The 15,656-nt window shown below is 30.2% G+C and carries 14 protein-coding genes, 1 pseudogene, 1 riboswitch and 1 other annotated feature; of the genes and pseudogenes, 3 read left to right on the forward strand and 12 right to left on the reverse strand.

The genetic code is table 11. The annotated features are described in order from the left end of the window. Positions 1 to 2: 2 nt before the first annotated feature. Positions 3 to 1,475 carry a VanW family protein gene (locus HBE96_RS22135; RefSeq protein WP_169299865.1) on the reverse strand — a complete coding sequence of 491 codons (1,473 nt, stop codon included), beginning with the start codon at positions 1,473 to 1,475 and terminating at the stop codon, positions 3 to 5. A gap of 179 nt (positions 1,476 to 1,654) precedes the next feature. Next, entirely contained in the window at positions 1,655 to 2,803 is a 1,149-nt protein-coding gene (locus tag HBE96_RS22140) for a VanW family protein (RefSeq protein ID WP_169299866.1), read from the reverse strand. Between the two features lie 317 nt (positions 2,804 to 3,120). Between HBE96_RS22140 and HBE96_RS22145 the strand changes: the two genes are divergently transcribed. Next, positions 3,121 to 4,128 (forward strand): alpha/beta hydrolase, encoded by a 1,008-nt coding sequence (locus HBE96_RS22145; RefSeq protein WP_169299867.1) that lies wholly within the window; start codon positions 3,121 to 3,123, stop codon positions 4,126 to 4,128. 116 nt (positions 4,129 to 4,244) lie between these two features. Continuing rightward, positions 4,245 to 4,967 carry a nicotinamide-nucleotide amidohydrolase family protein gene (locus HBE96_RS22150; protein ID WP_169299868.1) on the forward strand — a complete coding sequence of 241 codons (723 nt, stop codon included), beginning with the start codon at positions 4,245 to 4,247 and terminating at the stop codon, positions 4,965 to 4,967. Positions 4,968 to 5,131: 164 nt separating this feature from the next. Here the strand turns inward: HBE96_RS22150 and HBE96_RS22155 are convergent, their stop codons facing one another. The 10 genes from HBE96_RS22155 to HBE96_RS22200 all read right to left on the reverse strand — a co-directional run bounded on the left by HBE96_RS22155 (position 5,132) and on the right by HBE96_RS22200 (position 15,121). Further along, positions 5,132 to 6,304: an NAD(P)-dependent malic enzyme gene (locus tag HBE96_RS22155; RefSeq protein ID WP_169299869.1), complete on the reverse strand. Its 1,173-nt coding sequence runs from the start codon at positions 6,302 to 6,304 to the stop codon at positions 5,132 to 5,134. A gap of 78 nt (positions 6,305 to 6,382) precedes the next feature. Continuing rightward, entirely contained in the window at positions 6,383 to 7,021 is a 639-nt protein-coding gene (gene nth, locus HBE96_RS22160; protein WP_169299870.1) for an endonuclease III, read from the reverse strand. Positions 7,022 to 7,124: 103 nt separating this feature from the next. Continuing rightward, positions 7,125 to 7,829: a lysophospholipid acyltransferase family protein gene (locus HBE96_RS22165; protein ID WP_169299871.1), complete on the reverse strand. Its 705-nt coding sequence runs from the start codon at positions 7,827 to 7,829 to the stop codon at positions 7,125 to 7,127. Positions 7,830 to 7,868: 39 nt separating this feature from the next. Next, a complete protein-coding gene (gene queG / locus HBE96_RS22170; RefSeq protein ID WP_169299872.1) occupies positions 7,869 to 8,843 on the reverse strand; it encodes a tRNA epoxyqueuosine(34) reductase QueG in 975 nt (324 codons plus the stop codon). A 56-nt stretch (positions 8,844 to 8,899) separates the two neighbouring features. Continuing rightward, entirely contained in the window at positions 8,900 to 9,490 is a 591-nt protein-coding gene (gene epsC / locus HBE96_RS22175; RefSeq protein ID WP_169299873.1) for a serine O-acetyltransferase EpsC, read from the reverse strand. A 16-nt stretch (positions 9,491 to 9,506) separates the two neighbouring features. After that, on the reverse strand, positions 9,507 to 10,415 hold the full coding sequence (cysK, locus tag HBE96_RS22180) for a cysteine synthase A (RefSeq protein ID WP_169299874.1): 909 nt from the start codon (positions 10,413 to 10,415) through the stop codon (positions 9,507 to 9,509). Between the two features lie 130 nt (positions 10,416 to 10,545). After that, positions 10,546 to 10,781, reverse strand: a binding site (T-box leader). Positions 10,782 to 10,872: 91 nt separating this feature from the next. Then, positions 10,873 to 11,577, reverse strand: a complete 705-nt coding sequence (gene sleB / locus HBE96_RS22185; protein ID WP_169299875.1) for a spore cortex-lytic enzyme — start codon at positions 11,575 to 11,577, stop codon at positions 10,873 to 10,875. A 256-nt stretch (positions 11,578 to 11,833) separates the two neighbouring features. Beyond that, positions 11,834 to 13,057 carry an Nramp family divalent metal transporter gene (locus HBE96_RS22190; RefSeq protein WP_206155032.1) on the reverse strand — a complete coding sequence of 408 codons (1,224 nt, stop codon included), beginning with the start codon at positions 13,055 to 13,057 and terminating at the stop codon, positions 11,834 to 11,836. A gap of 17 nt (positions 13,058 to 13,074) precedes the next feature. Next, a complete protein-coding gene (locus HBE96_RS22195; RefSeq protein ID WP_169299876.1) occupies positions 13,075 to 14,337 on the reverse strand; it encodes a magnesium transporter in 1,263 nt (420 codons plus the stop codon). A 226-nt stretch (positions 14,338 to 14,563) separates the two neighbouring features. Next, positions 14,564 to 14,733, reverse strand: a riboswitch (M-box (ykoK) riboswitch). Between the two features lie 211 nt (positions 14,734 to 14,944). Beyond that, positions 14,945 to 15,121: a hypothetical protein gene (locus HBE96_RS22200; RefSeq protein ID WP_169299877.1), complete on the reverse strand. Its 177-nt coding sequence runs from the start codon at positions 15,119 to 15,121 to the stop codon at positions 14,945 to 14,947. Between the two features lie 135 nt (positions 15,122 to 15,256). On the opposite strand from HBE96_RS22200, the pseudogene HBE96_RS22205 reads away from it, so the two are divergent. After that, positions 15,257 to 15,529 (forward strand): annotated as a pseudogene (locus HBE96_RS22205) (YgiQ family radical SAM protein); the annotation flags it as partial. Between the last annotated feature and the right edge of the window lie 127 nt (positions 15,530 to 15,656).

Consider the following 15,656-nt stretch of genomic DNA (forward strand, 5'->3'; position numbering starts at 1 on the left):
TATTAGTTTTTAGGTGTACTTGGTGGGGTGCTTGACTGAGTGGCTGCTGGAGTTGTTGTTGGAACAGCCACTGCCGGTGGCACTACTGGTGGTGCCGTCTCTGGTTTTTTAATTCCTCGTTTTACTACTCCCTCTACTGGTTCATAGTAATCATCTGCAATTACATCTTTACTAATTAATTTTCCATTTTGTGTTGTAGTTTTTGTTACTTTAACCTTATAACCTGTTGAATAAGGTTTTACCACTTCTGTTTTTCCTTCTGGTAGAGTAGCATCATCTTCATATTTAATATTTGGCTCCACAGTTTGATAAACATCTGAATTTACGTCTGTTACTATCCCTTCTAAAGAATTATTAGAATATATACTAAATCTAATAACACCACCTGAAGAATCTCCTTCTATGTATATAGGATACTTTAAAGTGTTTTTAAATTTATAATCTAAACTGCCATAATCTACTGTAGCATCCATGCCTAATTTTACATAATGTGATGGTAATGTATGATGCGTTCTCTCTACTGACTTTATATTTGCTCTAATAACAGCATTGTATAAAGTAGTTGACACCTGACATATTCCTCCACCAAGACCTGAGTCTACCTGATTTCCTATAATTACAGGTGCAGCCTGATATCCTTTTTCCGCAGTTCTTTCTCCCACTATATCATTAAAACTAAAGCTATCCCCTGGCATCAATACTTTTCCATTTATACTTTTTGTAGCTAGAACTATGTTATTTTCTCTTTCTGGTGAAGATATGCTTCCGTATTCTGTGCTAAACTCACTTAATTTACAATTAATATTCGAAATCTTATCTCCTGTTATTTTTGCATTTACTGCTCCCATTGGTGCCTTTATATTAACGTCTTGTTCTATTTCTCCATTAATTTTGGTTGCAAGTTCTTTTTTTAACTTATCTTTTTGTAGCTTTTCACCTTTCTTTTCCAAAACTATTTTGATCTTTCCCTCACTAGTATTTAAAGTTGCATCTACAGGTTCTTTATTTACATCCTTTTCAATACTATCTATTAATTCATTTATAGGTTTTTGGTCATATATAAATTTCAAACTATACTTTTTAGCAGGTGAAAACTTTATAAGTGCATACTTTTTTAAGAAGTTTGTATTTTTACCATAATTGAACGCTTGATTTATAGCTCCATCTATATCGTACTTAGGATTTATTTTTGAAAATTCTAATGTATAATTCTTATCTGAAGTTTTAATATTTAATTTCTTTTTTATAATTCCGCTTTTATACTTCTCTTCTATAATATTCTTCGCTTGTTCCTTTGTTTTTCCTGACAAGTCCTGATTTTCAACTTTTACTCCTGGATAGATACGATTGCTCCAAGCTTTTGCAGTATTATACTGATGTATTACTAGTATTACTGCACATACTAATATTGCAATACTAATTGCTACTTTTTTCAAAAGTACATTTTTCTTCCTGCCTTCATCTTTTTTTACCATGGAATCACCTCTTCATCTGATACATAACTTATGCTAATATTAAAAAAAACAAGTGTAAGTTAAACTTATAAATAGTTTTAACTAATCTTAAGGTAGAATCAGATATTGAAGCCTTTACTATCTTAAGTAAGTATTATTTACACATGTTTAATTATACTATAAAGGAAAATTTATTTAAATTAGTTTTTCGAAGAAGAATTAGAATATAAATTAAACACTATATTACTATTTGCTATATATGACTGTATATATACAGGATACTGTAATGTATTCTTAAATTTATAATCTATATTCCCATAATCTACCGTAGCATCCATACCCTGTGGTACGTAATGTACTGGCATAGTATGATGTTCTCTTTCTATAGATGCCATCTCTGTTTTGTATACAGCATTATATAAAGTAGTAGATACCTGACATATCCCTCCACCTAACCCAGATTCAAGTTTATTTCCTATTATTACTGGTGCTGGTTCATACCCTCTAGCTTCTGTCCTTTCCCCAACTATATCATTAAAACTAAATATGTCTCCTGGCATAAGTATTTTGCCATTTATACTTTTAGTAGCTAATACTATATTATTAGCCCTTTGAGGTGAAGATGCTCCAAAATTTGTAGAATAAGTTGCGATTAGTGAATCTACACCTTTTAACATATCAGCATTTATCTTAGCTGATACTGTTTTAACCTGTGCATTAACATTACTATCTTGTCCCACATTTCCATCTATCTTACTTAAGGTTTCCTTTTCTAATTTATCCTTATCCAACTTTTTTCCACTTACTTCAGGAACCACACTAAAATTATTATTTGCAAACTGTAGTGTTGCATTTACAGGATCTCTATTAACTTCTGATTGAACTTTATTAATTAGCTCCTTTATAGGTTTATCATCATAAGAAAAGTTCAATTTGAAATTTGCACCTTTTTCACTTTTTAACAAGAAGTATTTTTTCAATATGTTTGAATTTTTTCCGTAATTAAAAGCATTATTTACTGCATCATCGACATTATACTTAGGATTTATTTTAGAATAGCTTAACGTATAATTTTTGTCCTCCACATTTATATTTACATTTTTCTTAACTATCTGCTTAGAGAAATTGCTTTCTATTATATCTTTAGCCTGTTCTTTTGTTTTTTCTGAAAGACTTACGCCTTCTACAGTTACTCCAGGATATATAAAATTATCACAATACTTAACATAATTATAGTGATAAGTAATATAACCACTGCAAACAGATAATAAAATTATTATAAGTGCTACAAATGGCATTATAAGCTTACTTTTTTTTGCAGTTCTCCTACCCTTTCTGTTTCTTCTCATACTTTAGTCCCCCTAAATCATACACTGTTATTATACTATAGAATTATTATTTTTTGTATTTTTATAGAACATTTATCGGAAATATTCATTAATATATTTACTGGTATACACATGAACATATGGTTAATTTTATCTGAAACTTTCATATTAATTTATACGAATAATATCATTATTTTTTATAGTATCCCCCCATACATCCACACTTTTTATTAATGCCCCTACAAATTCCAAGTTAACATAGCAAAACTAAAGTGTTATAATTTAATAGTAAATTACTAAACTTTTTAACTTTAATTAACGGAGGAAATCCTTATAAAATGTATGAAGTTTCTAATATGAAAAGTGAAACTACAAAAATCAAAGTTAAAGTCAAAATTAAATCAAGTAAAATTAGAGAAATGATTGTAATTTCATTAATTTTTATTTTTACTATAATCAACTTATCTGGTTTCTGGATAGGTAATTTTATTTATACTGAAGCCTGTCAAAATCAGACTAGCAAAGGTGTTTCAAATTTACATGAAATATATAAAAATACCTTTGATGATAACAGATTTTTAAAACTCTCCAAAGATGAAGTGACTATAGATTCTCCATATGGCTATAAACTTAGCGGAACTTATATACACAATCCCACTAAAACAGAAAATACAGTAATAATTGTACATGGCATAAGAGGCAGTCGCTGGGAATCTTTAAAATATGCTGACATTTACCTAAACAAGGGATATAACGCCCTTGTTTATGATTCTAGATTTAGTGGTGAAAGCGGTGGACATGATATAAGCTTTGGCTTTTATGAAAAATATGATTTAAATCAATGGATAAAATGGGTACACGATAAAAATCCAAAAGGTATACTAGGAGTTCATGGTGAATCCATGGGTGGTGCAACAGTTCTTCTTCATTCAAAACTTAATGAAAAAAATCATATGGTTAAGTTTTATGTATCTGACTGTGCTTATTCAAATTTAGGAGATTTATTGATTTTTAGATTAAAAAAAGATTATGGCATAAAGAATAGGTTCCTTGCATCAACAATTGTTAATTATACTAATATAATTACCTATGTGCGTTCTGGCTTTACATTTTCTGAAGTATCTCCAATAAACTCTATTAAAGATGCAAAAACTCCTATACTGTTTGTACATGGAGATAGTGATAGTTTTATTCCATTTTCTATGAGCAATGATATGTATTATATAAAACCTGGAAAAAAATCAATATATATTGCACCTTACAGCGGACATGCTCAATCCTATTTATACAATAAAAAAGATTATACTCAAAAAGTTTATGACTTTATAGATAAGAATGTAAAATGAAAATATATACAAGTTGTGCAACCACATGCTGCACTATATATCATATGGAGGTAAAAAGGTTGAGTTAATTCTTTTCATCACGTTTTGTGCCTTCATTGAAAGGAATGATTATAAAAATGAAAACTGAAATATTAAAATCTAAAGTTCTAAAAATATGTGGTATAGATAAGAATATCCTGATAGAAAATTTAAAAGATATAATGAATAATAGCACAAATCCTACAATAACCATCTGTAACGAAAATTGTGAAATAACACTAACAATTACTGCAAAATGTTCTACAGAAGATGAATCTATATCCTTTATAGAAGCTGCCACAAACAAAATACGCAGGAAAATTGGCGATAACATATATGGCGAAGGAGAAACTAGCCTTGAAGCTGTAATTGGAAAATTACTTATAGATAAAAACCTTACTATTTCTACTGCTGAATCTTGTACTGGTGGATTAATAGCTTCCAAACTAGTAAACTACCCTGGCATATCTTCTGTATTTTTGGAAGGGGCAGTTACTTATAGTAATGAAGCCAAAATGAATAGAATAAATGTTAAGAAAGAAACTCTAGATAAATTTGGTGCAGTAAGTAAAGAAACGGCTTATGAAATGGCAGAAGGTATTGCTAAAACTTCTGGTACTAATATAGGTTTATCTACTACTGGCATTGCAGGTCCCGGTGGTGGAACAAAAGAAAAACCTGTAGGATTAGTATATATAGGTCTATATATAAATGGAAATGTTATAGTAAAAAAACTTCTTTGCTCTGGAAATAGAGAAATGGTTAGAACAATGTCTACCATTTCAGCATTAGATTTATTAAGAAAAGAACTAATTAATTAGACTTAATAGTTTGAAACTTTATTAGAGGGGGCTCAAAATGCATATACATACATTTTGAGAAGCCCTTTTTCTATAGTATAACTAAAACTTCGCTTTTTCAAAACACTTTATGGAACTATTATTTTTAGATTATATTAACGGTATATAAAAAATTTTAGTTATCCTTAAATCCTTGCTACTTTCATTTCCCTTGCTATTCTTTTTACTTCCTCTGCTACAGATTCACATACTCTTTTATCAAAAGCATCTGGAATTATGTAATCTTCTTTTAACTCTTCATCTTTTATTAAATTAGCTATTCCCCTTGCTGCAGCTAGTTTCATTTCATCATTTATAACCTTTGATCTTACTTCTAAAGCTCCCTTAAATATTCCAGGGAATACTAAAACGTTATTAATCTGATTTGGAAAATCTGAACGTCCTGTAGCAATTACCCTTATGCCTGCTTCTTTAGCAACATCAGGCATTATTTCTGGTGTTGGATTAGCCATGGCAAAAACTATACCATCTTTATTCATTGATTGAGCCATTTCCATTGTAAGCGCTCCTGCTGCTGATACACCTACAAATACATCCTTTCCTTTTATTACTTCTTCAAGAGTACCCTGTTCTTTATTTCTATTTGTAACTTTAGCTATGGCCTGTTGTGCTGGATTTAATTCTAAGTTTCCTTCTACTAATGCTCCTTTTTTATCGCACATAGTTATATTTTTGGCACCTGCTTTTAAAAGTAACTTACATATAGCAATACCTGCTGATCCTGCTCCATTTATTACTATATTAGCTTCTTCAAGTTTTTTCCCTACAAGTTTTAATGCATTATACATTCCTGCAAGAACTACTATAGCAGTACCATGCTGGTCATCATGAAATACAGGTATATCAAGTTCTTTCTTTAATCTTTCTTCTATATAAAAACACTCTGGAGCTTTTATATCTTCAAGATTTATTCCTCCAAAAGTAGGTGATATAGCCTTTACAATGTTTACTATTTCATCTGGGTCCTTACTGTCTAAACATATTGGGAATGCATCTATGCCACCAAATTCCTTGAATAGTAAAGCCTTTCCTTCCATAACAGGTAATCCTGCCGCTGCACCTATATTTCCTAATCCAAGTACTGCACTTCCATTAGTTACTACAGCTACAGTATTGACTTTCATAGTATACTCATAAGCAGCATCGATGTTTTCAGCTATTTTTAAGCAAGGTTCTGCAACACCAGGAGTATAAGCTATTGACAAATCCTCCTTAGTTTTTAACTGAACTTTACTCTTTACTTCTAATTTTCCTCTGTTAGCTTTGTGCATCTCTAGTGCTTTTTCTTTAATATTCATTGTTATAATTACCCCTCTCAAATTTAAAATTTATGCGAATTATATAATGTTATAAACCTCTAGCCTTATTAACCTTAATTAAGTAGTTGTATCAGCTCCACTAAAATATTCACAATAAAGTGCTAGTGGGCATTTTTCACAGTCTGGTTTTCTAGATTTGCAAATATTTCTTCCATGCCATATTAAATAATGGTGAGTATCACTCCACATATCTCTAGGTATATTTTTCATAAGCCCATTTTCCACTTGTTCTGGTGTATTGCCTTTTGCAATTCCAAGTCTATTAGATACTCTAAATACATGGGTATCTACTGCTATAGCTGGTACTCCAAACGCATTAGATAAAACTACATTAGCAGTTTTTCTTCCCACACCTGGAAGCTTTAAAAGTTCTTCCATATTATTAGGTACTTCACCTCCACTTGCTAAAATGGCTCTAGTAGCACCTAATATATTTTTACTTTTATTCTTGTAAAAACCACAACTTCTAATTTTCTCTGACAATTCCTCTTCTGTTAAAGTTATCATTGCTTCCGGCGTATCATATTCCTTATATAATTTTTCTGTTACCATGTTTACCCTTACATCGGTACATTGTGCCGATAATATGGTTGAAATAAGCAATTCATACGGCGACTTAAAATTAAGTGCACACTTGGCATTTGGATACGTTTTTTCCAATATTTCTAAAATTTTATCTACATTTTTTTTATCCATTTTATCACCTACAATTGATGAATTTTATTAAAAAATAATCTATATCTTTAAAGTAAAGAGATAGATTATTTATAAACTTATTTAGTTAGTTATTTATAATGTATCATTTTAACTGATAAACACCTCTATAAGACTCAGGAAGAAGCTCTGCAATTTTTTCCATCATAAAATTCACAACTCTTTCTTCATAAGTATGTTTATCTTCATTTTCATCCTTTTTTGGTACTTCTATCTGTTTTCCTATACTTAGTGTAACTTTAGCATAATTAAATTTCTCTAATCCCATATCCTCCTTATTAATAGGCAATAATTTATCTGTTCCATGGATTCCTAGTGGTACTATGGATGCTTTACTTAGTTTCTGTACTAAAAAAACACCTCTTTTAGCTTTTATCATACTAGAAGTCCTACTTCTAGTACCTTCAGGAAATATAAGTACATTATTGCCTGCCTTTAATGTTTTTACAATCTTAGATATAGAATCTTTATCTGCTGTATTAGGTTTTATAGGTATAACCTTAGTTATATTAATTCCTAAATTCGTTAAAGGATTTTTCGAAAGCTTTATTCCTGCTACAAAAGTTATATCCTCTTCTTTAAGCACATTATTTATAACTAATGCATCTGAATTACTTAAGTGATTACATATAAATAATATAGGTCTCTTTACAGTTTTTAAGTTTTCCAGACCATTAACTTGAAGATCTGCATACTTTTCAACATATCCATATAACATCTTTTTACATATCCATTCCAAAAGTCCTTTAGGAAGATAACCTATAATTTTAGCCATTCCAGGAGAAATCATAATACAGTCCACCTTTCCATATTATCTGTACAATATAAATTATAGTTTGAAATGCTGTAAAAGTCTATTATAATAATTTTTTACATAAGGCGAAGTAATTTCCTTTATATCTACATTCTTATTCATACTCATCATATTAATTAAAGTGTTTCTTTGTAATATATTTTTTCCACGCCATCCACAAGAACTTTTCGAATACTTTTTTAGAAAAGTTTTCTTATCTATATTTGCCAGTTCATGCAAATCTACTATTTCCATAAAATCATAAGGTTTAAATTCTTCTATATTAGAAAAACAAATTTCCTTATTAAAAGGACATATTCTTTGACAAGTATCACATCCAAAAATTCTTCCCTTTAGCTTGTCAAACCACTTATCCTCTATTTCTTTTTTTTGGCTTATATACGAAAGACATATATTAGAATTATTTTCTCCTTTTACAGCTCCTGTAGGGCATGCATCTTCACACAAACTACAATCACCACACTTGCACTCCATAGGTTCATCTTCTTCTATAGCAACATCTGTTATTATCTCTCCCAAAAATACATACGATCCATATTTCTCTGTAATAATCATATTATTTTTTCCTATAAATCCAATTCCACAGAGTTTAGCTATATATCTTTCTGGCAGTGAATTACTATCTACAAAATATACAGCCTTACCTGACATTTCTTTTTCTATAAAATTGCAAATCTTTTTTAAATACTCAGATACTACCACATGATAATCTCTTCCTTTGGTATACTTTGAAAAGTTTATACACTGCTCAAAATCATTGTTAAAAAGATATGGAAATGCAATAGAAATTATAGTTTTGCCATTTTCCATATATATATGTGGATTTATCTTTTTATCTATATCCTGCTCTTCAAATTCATTTGTTAAAAGCATACTCTTTCTATATTCAAAATAGTGCTTTAATTCACTAAAAACTCTGCAGCTTGTAAAGCCTACTGTATCCAATCCTATTTCCTTACAGTAATTTATAATCATATCTTTATAATTCAACTACTTGCACATCCTTTTTCAATATAATAGAGTACAGATAAATCTGTACTCTATTATTATATTACCATTTCATTATATATCTTTTTACTGTGTCCTTGGTAGTCTTTTATTTCTATTATAGGATTAGATTTGTTATATATAACCCTTACTGGTATACCAACTGCTGTTGTATTGGATGGAACATTTTTAAGAACTACTGAGTTAGCACCTATTTTTACATTATCTCCAATATTTATAGGTCCCAAAACTTTTGCACCTGCTCCTATTGTAACATTATTACCTACAGTAGGATGCCTTTTCCCAGTATCCTTACCCGTTCCCCCTAAGGTTACTCCATGGTAAAGAGTTACATTATCTCCTACCTCAGCTGTTTCTCCTATAACTACACCCATTCCATGATCTATAAATAAACCTTTTCCAATTTGAGCACCAGGGTGTATTTCTATTCCAGTAAAGAATCTAGATATCTGAGAAATAAGTCTAGCCATGAAGAAAAATTTCTCTTTATATAAAAAGTGAGCCATTCTATGATGTATAAGAGCGTGTATACATGGATAAAGTATAAATACTTCTATTGGATTTCTAGCCGCTGGATCATTCTTCATAGCACTGTCTAAATCATATTTTAATAATCTAAATGGATTCACTTTTAACACTCCTTTTTTAATAAAGTCCCATGGATAAATACTTTTCTCCTCCATCTGGGGCAACAGTAACTACTTTCTTTCCTTTTCCTAACTTCTTTGCAATTTTTATAGCTGCTGCTATATTTGCTCCTGAAGATATACCTACTAAAATTCCTTCTTCTCTTGCCATAAGTCTTGCATACTCGAAAGCTTCTTCATCGGATATAGTCATAACTTCATCTACAAATTCTTTCTTGTAGATATCTGGAACAAATCCAGCCCCTATTCCTTGTATTTTATGCGAAGATGCCTGTCCTCCTGATATTACAGGAGATTTTTCTGGTTCAACTGCAATTATTTTCACATGTTTATCTATTTCCTTTAATCTCTTTCCTACACCTATTACTGTTCCACCTGTACCTACGCCTGCTGTAAACACATCTATATCTTTTAAGTCATTAATTATTTCATCCGCAGTAGTTTCATAATGTTTTAATGGATTTGCTTCATTCATAAACTGTTGTGGCATATAATATCCTTCTTTTCCTTCCGTTATTTCTGATGCTTTTTCTATAGCACCTTTCATTCCTTTAGCTCCTTCTGTAAGAACTAACTCCGCACCATACGCTTTTATAGTATTTCTTCTTTCTACACTCATAGTTTCAGGCATTACAATTATTACCTTATACCCTTTTAATTTTCCTATCATTGCAAGGCCAATTCCCATATTTCCACTAGTAGGTTCAACTATAGTATCTCCCTTTTTTATAAGTCCTTCTTTTTCTGCTTTTTCTATCATACCTAAAGCGGCTCTATCCTTAATACTTGCTCCTGGATTAAACTTTTCAAGTTTTACATATACCTCTGCTGAATTTTCATCAATTATATTATTAACTTTAAATAGTGGTGTTCCACCTATCATTTCTATAGCATTATTATAAATCATTTTATTACCTCCATTAGCTTTTATTATATATTTTTACTTATTTGTTCTATTTTTACACTTGAGTGGTATATTATGTCAAAAATCAGATTTAAAACTTATTTTAGGCATCAAAAAAACTTCATCTCTATATAAAAGAGACGAAGTTTAACTCCGCGGTTCCACTCTAATTAGATCAATAAAGATCTCACCTTATTCAAGCACAGCGCTATGCTCTATCACTATAACGGGTGAACCCGGTGCAGCCTACTTAATTCGGTACACTACTCCAAAGGGCACTTCACTTAAACTTCCTTTAGAAACCTTTCAGCTATAGTTTCCTCTCTTTAAAATTTCATTTAAGTTACTTTCCTTTTTCAAAGTATTTCTGAGTGTTTTACTATGATTTCTATATTTCTATTATATTATTATTTTTAATTTTGTCAATATATTTTTTTAAGTTAAATTATATAAATTTTTTCTATCTACAAAATCTATGACTTCCTATAACCTTAATTAATGGTCTTGACCATATCCAAGCACTAGTTGCTGTGGATGGATTGAAATAATATACTGCTCCACCTGAAGGGTCCCATCCATTTAAAGCATCCCTAGCTGCCCTTATAGAATTTTGCTCCATATTTGCATGTACTTGACCATCTACTATAGCTGTAAAAGCACCTGGTTGATAAATAACACCTGCTATGGTAGAAGGAAATCTTGGATCCCTGGTTCTATTTAAGATTACTGCACCTACTGCTACTTGCCCTTCATAGGGCTCTCCTCTAGCTTCTCCATTTATTAATCTAGCAAGTAATGTTACATCTTGATTACTTGAACTATTACTATTTGCTGAAGCTGCAGTACCTCTGTATATACCTAATGCTCTAAGTGTAGAGTCTCCTATGACACCATCTACTTTCAAACCATTCTTAGCTTGAAATTTTTTAACTGCTATAAAAGTCCTGTAACCATAAACACCATCTATGCTACCATCATAATAATACCATGCTTTAAGTTTACTTTGTATTTGTGAAATTGTGCTTCCTGTAGAACCATAATAATAGGTTATAGCATTTACAGCATTATTATAGGGCGCCACATATAAAGATGTAGTAACATATGTAAATATAATCACAAGTACATAAACTAATTCTCTCTTATAATTTAAAAATTTCTTTATCATACAAACCTCCTTTATTTAATATAAATCTATAGCTTCTATTTTATATGTTTAGTGTGCTCACTAAGCCATAAAAAATACATTTAAAATAGTGTTATGAAAAATTGAAGTTAGAAAAAAATATAAAAAAGCGACTTAATTTAGTTGATATTAGACAGTTAACAGTGATTGTCCACTGTTAACTATAAATCGTCAACTAATTTAAGTCGCATTTTGCTTGAACTATTATAGAAAATATACAAATAATTATTTTTATTTCTTATATCAAGTTTCCTGTAAAAGCTAATATCGTAAGTACTATTATAAGTAAAACTGTAGCTTTTGCAATAAAGTTTTGAATTGTACTATTTACGTACTTACCCATTACTTCAGTATCATTTACAAGCTTTATCATAAATATAAGTACTACAGGACATAATATTCCCGCCAGCTGCTGAGTTACCAGTATTATATTTATTAAAGAGATATTAGGTATTAAAACTATGATTGCACTTATAGCAATCATAAATAAAAACAATCCGAAAAATACAGGCGCTTCTTTTATTTTATTATCAATTCCGCTTTCAAAACCAAAAGCCTCACATACAGCATAAGCTGTGCACAAAGGTATAACACAACAAGCTAAAAAAGACGCACCAAAAAGTCCAATTGCAAACAGCATAAATGAATAATTTCCTGCTAAAGGTTTTAAAGCTGATGCTGCATCTTGAGCACTATCTATAGTTATTCCTGCTTTAAATAAGGTTTCTGCAGTACATACTGTTATAAATACTGCTGTTAGTATAGCCCAAATTGTTCCAATATAAACATCCATTTTTTCATATTTGTATTCTTTTATAGATATTCCCTTATCTACTATAGACGATTGTAAGTAAAACTGCATGTATGGTGTTATGGTAGTTCCCACCATTCCTATAAGAACTAAAAAATACCCCTTATCAAACTTAGCATGGGGTTTTACAATGCTTGCAGCAACATGACCCCAATTAGGTTTTAAAAGAAATGCAGTTATAACATATCCAAAAAACGTAAGTGTGAGAAGTAAAAATATCTTTTCCGCTTTTGAATAGCTCCCTTTAGTTAGCATAACCCACATAACTACTGCAAATATTGGAATTGTTATGTACTTGCTTATATTGAATAATTCTAAACTAGCAGCAATTCCAGCAAAATCACCTATGCATACACCTAAATTTGCAATTATAAGTACAAACATAGCAAAAAAAGCCCATTTTACTCCGAATCTTTCTCTTATTAAGTCTGAAAGCCCTTTTCCTGTAACTACTGCCATTCTTGCATTCATCTCTTGAACTACTGCAAGACCTATAGCTATTGCAAACATTGCCCAGAGCATGGAGTACCCATAATGGGCTCCTACTACTGAATAAGTAGCCACTCCTCCTGCATCATTCCCTGCATTTGCTGTAATAAGCCCCGGGCCTATTATTCCTAATATCATTAAAAACTTATTCTTGTTCTTCAAGTTTAAACACCTTCTTCCTATCCTACCTTTTTAAATCTCTTTCTCCATGTTGGAATTAATATATCCTCTACTATATCACTCATTATAACTACACCGCATAATCTTTCGTTATCGTCTACTACAGGTAAGGATAGAAGATCATATTTAGAACACATTTCTATAGCTTCATCTATATTCTCATTATCATTTATCTTTACTGCATCAGTTATCATTATTTCCCTAAGCTTATCTTTAGGATCCGACATTATAAGTGTTTTTAAAGATACGACTCCTTGAAGCTTTTCCTGCTGATCTGTAATATATATATAATGCGATACTTCGTCTTCTGGATTTGTTTCTCTTAAAAGTTCTATAGTTTCTTCAACAGTTATATTTATATTAAAATCTATAAAATCCTTATTCATTATACTTCCTACAGTTTCTTCTTCATACTGCATAAGAGTTCTTACTTCATCAGCATCTTCTTTTTCCATAGCTAAAAGAATCCTTTCAGCAGTCTCCTCATCAACTTCATCTAATATATCAGCAATTTCATCATTTGGCATACTATCTAATACTTCATCTCTTTTAGATTGACTTAAATTTTCAATAATATCTGCTTGAATATCAGGTTCAATTTCTTCTAAAATATCTGCTGCAAGATTTTGATCTAGACTTTCAAAAACTTTCTTCCTATAATTTATATCCATATCCTCAAAAATATCCGCTAAATCAGCTGGGTGAAGCTTTGATAATTTTTTATAGGTAACAGATAGTTTTAAATTATTATTAACCATTTCTAACGATTCTACATTGTCCCAAATAATAAGACTGTCTGCTGGTTTTTTGTTAAATAATTTATAACAGTTTTTAACCATAGCTTCTACACCAAGTCTTCTCCCTAATGCCAAAACTCCTGTATCTACAGCTACTACTCTAAATTCTCCAGCTATTTCTGCAATTCTTAAATCATTAACTCTTACAAGCTTCTTGCCATTAATATCTACAATTTGTCTATCCAATAAATGTTTTGACAAAAGATATGAATATTTTTGTAATATTATTTCTCTTACACCTTCACCTTTTATTATTATTCTGTCATCATCTTCGTAAAATATAATATTTTTGAATTCACAGTTAAAAATTTCTCCATCCTTTTTTATTTTGTAACCTATAGCCCTAGGAAGACCATCCTCTGTAGTTACATAAATATCATAAAGTTTTCCTATACAATCATTAAATTCATCATAAATCTTTTTGTGAAGAACTTTGCTTAAAAAGAAAGCAGATAACTTTTTCATAAATATTCCTCCTCGCTTAATATAGAGGGATATTTATGAAAAAGTCATAAGAATTTTAGAAATGAAAAATTAAGTTTCATTATGATTTTATATAAAATGTCCCTCTACATCTTTCCATATTTAATTTTCTTTTTAAATTTGACCGACCACCATAAGGGCCACTTTCCATCTATCGCACCACCTTAAAATAAAATAAAGGAGTCCCCAAAAGACTCCTTTAATAAACTAAAACTTCTTCGTCCGAGTTTTAGCACTATATAGCTTTGGACTTTTATTAAGTCCAGCTACATTAAGTAAAACCTTAATTCGGTAATACCTGTTGACCCATTGGCATCTCTCGATGTTTCCGGGCAGTAGCGTGTATCTATATAGGAGCCTCACCTAACATAAGTAAACTTATAATTTGATTTTACATTATTAATTATAGTACAAATTCATAAAAATGCAACCATTTAGCAGTAAATTTATTTAAATTTACGTGTTTAATTATTTTATTTCTTTATTAATTCATTTTCCTATCGTTTTTGAAGAATTTTTACTATTTTCTAAAAAAACATATAAATCATAGATGCATATAATATATCACTGTAATACATTATATGTATTACTACTGCCTTATGTTAATACATATTTTATGTAAAATTAATATATCTATATTTTCTTCAGTATATCTATCTAACATTTCAAAACTTTCTTCATTAACTCCTAATACTTCTATAGTAGAATTATTAATTACAGTTAAACTTATTATACTTTTATCTAATCTTAGCACCCCCTTCTTCATATAATTTTTAAAACAATATTAGATTTACTTTCCATAAAAATCAATAGAAGTATTTTTAATTTGATATTCATATTTGATTCTAGTTATGCTAATATAGGACTTAGAAAAATTGTAACTGAATGGAGCATTTAAATGATAGTAAATAAAGAATTTTTACCTATTAGTAAAGAAGATATGAAAAAGCGCAATATAGACCAACTAGATTTTATAATAATTACAGGTGACGCTTATGTAGACCATCCTTCTTTTGGTACTGCCATAATAGCTAGAGTTTTAGAAAATGAAGGCTTTACTGTTGGAATCATAGCTCAACCTGATTGGAATAATGTTGACGAATTTAGACGTCTTGGTAAACCTAAATTAGGTTTTCTTGTAAATTCAGGTAATATAGACTCCATGGTAAACCATGTGCGACACGTTGCGTAGTTAAAAGTTACGCCACATAAAAAAAATATAAGTTACATGTGTAACTTATATATTATGTAGAACTAATTTCTTGATTAGTCAAATAATAGAGTAACGTCTTGAAGGGCTA

Source organism: Clostridium muellerianum (genome assembly GCF_012926525.1).
GTDB lineage: Bacteria > Bacillota > Clostridia > Clostridiales > Clostridiaceae > Clostridium_AM > Clostridium_AM muellerianum.

Excerpts from the sequence above, each read along its gene's own strand:
- HBE96_RS22200 (WP_169299877.1), bottom strand. The coding sequence starts at position 15,121 with ATGAAGAAGGGGGTGCTAAGATTAGATAAAAGTATAATAAGTTTAACT.
- sleB (WP_169299875.1), bottom strand. The coding sequence starts at position 11,577 with ATGATAAAGAAATTTTTAAATTATAAGAGAGAATTAGTTTATGTACTT.
- HBE96_RS22195 (WP_169299876.1), bottom strand. The coding sequence starts at position 14,337 with ATGAAAAAGTTATCTGCTTTCTTTTTAAGCAAAGTTCTTCACAAAAAG.
- nth (WP_169299870.1), bottom strand. The coding sequence starts at position 7,021 with ATGGATAAAAAAAATGTAGATAAAATTTTAGAAATATTGGAAAAAACG.
- HBE96_RS22145 (WP_169299867.1), top strand. The coding sequence starts at position 3,121 with ATGTATGAAGTTTCTAATATGAAAAGTGAAACTACAAAAATCAAAGTT.
- HBE96_RS22140 (WP_169299866.1), bottom strand. The coding sequence starts at position 2,803 with ATGAGAAGAAACAGAAAGGGTAGGAGAACTGCAAAAAAAAGTAAGCTT.
- HBE96_RS22135 (WP_169299865.1), bottom strand. The coding sequence starts at position 1,475 with ATGGTAAAAAAAGATGAAGGCAGGAAGAAAAATGTACTTTTGAAAAAA.
- HBE96_RS22165 (WP_169299871.1), bottom strand. The coding sequence starts at position 7,829 with ATGATTTCTCCTGGAATGGCTAAAATTATAGGTTATCTTCCTAAAGGA.
- HBE96_RS22150 (WP_169299868.1), top strand. The coding sequence starts at position 4,245 with ATGAAAACTGAAATATTAAAATCTAAAGTTCTAAAAATATGTGGTATA.
- HBE96_RS22155 (WP_169299869.1), bottom strand. The coding sequence starts at position 6,304 with ATGAATATTAAAGAAAAAGCACTAGAGATGCACAAAGCTAACAGAGGA.
- cysK (WP_169299874.1), bottom strand. The coding sequence starts at position 10,415 with ATGATTTATAATAATGCTATAGAAATGATAGGTGGAACACCACTATTT.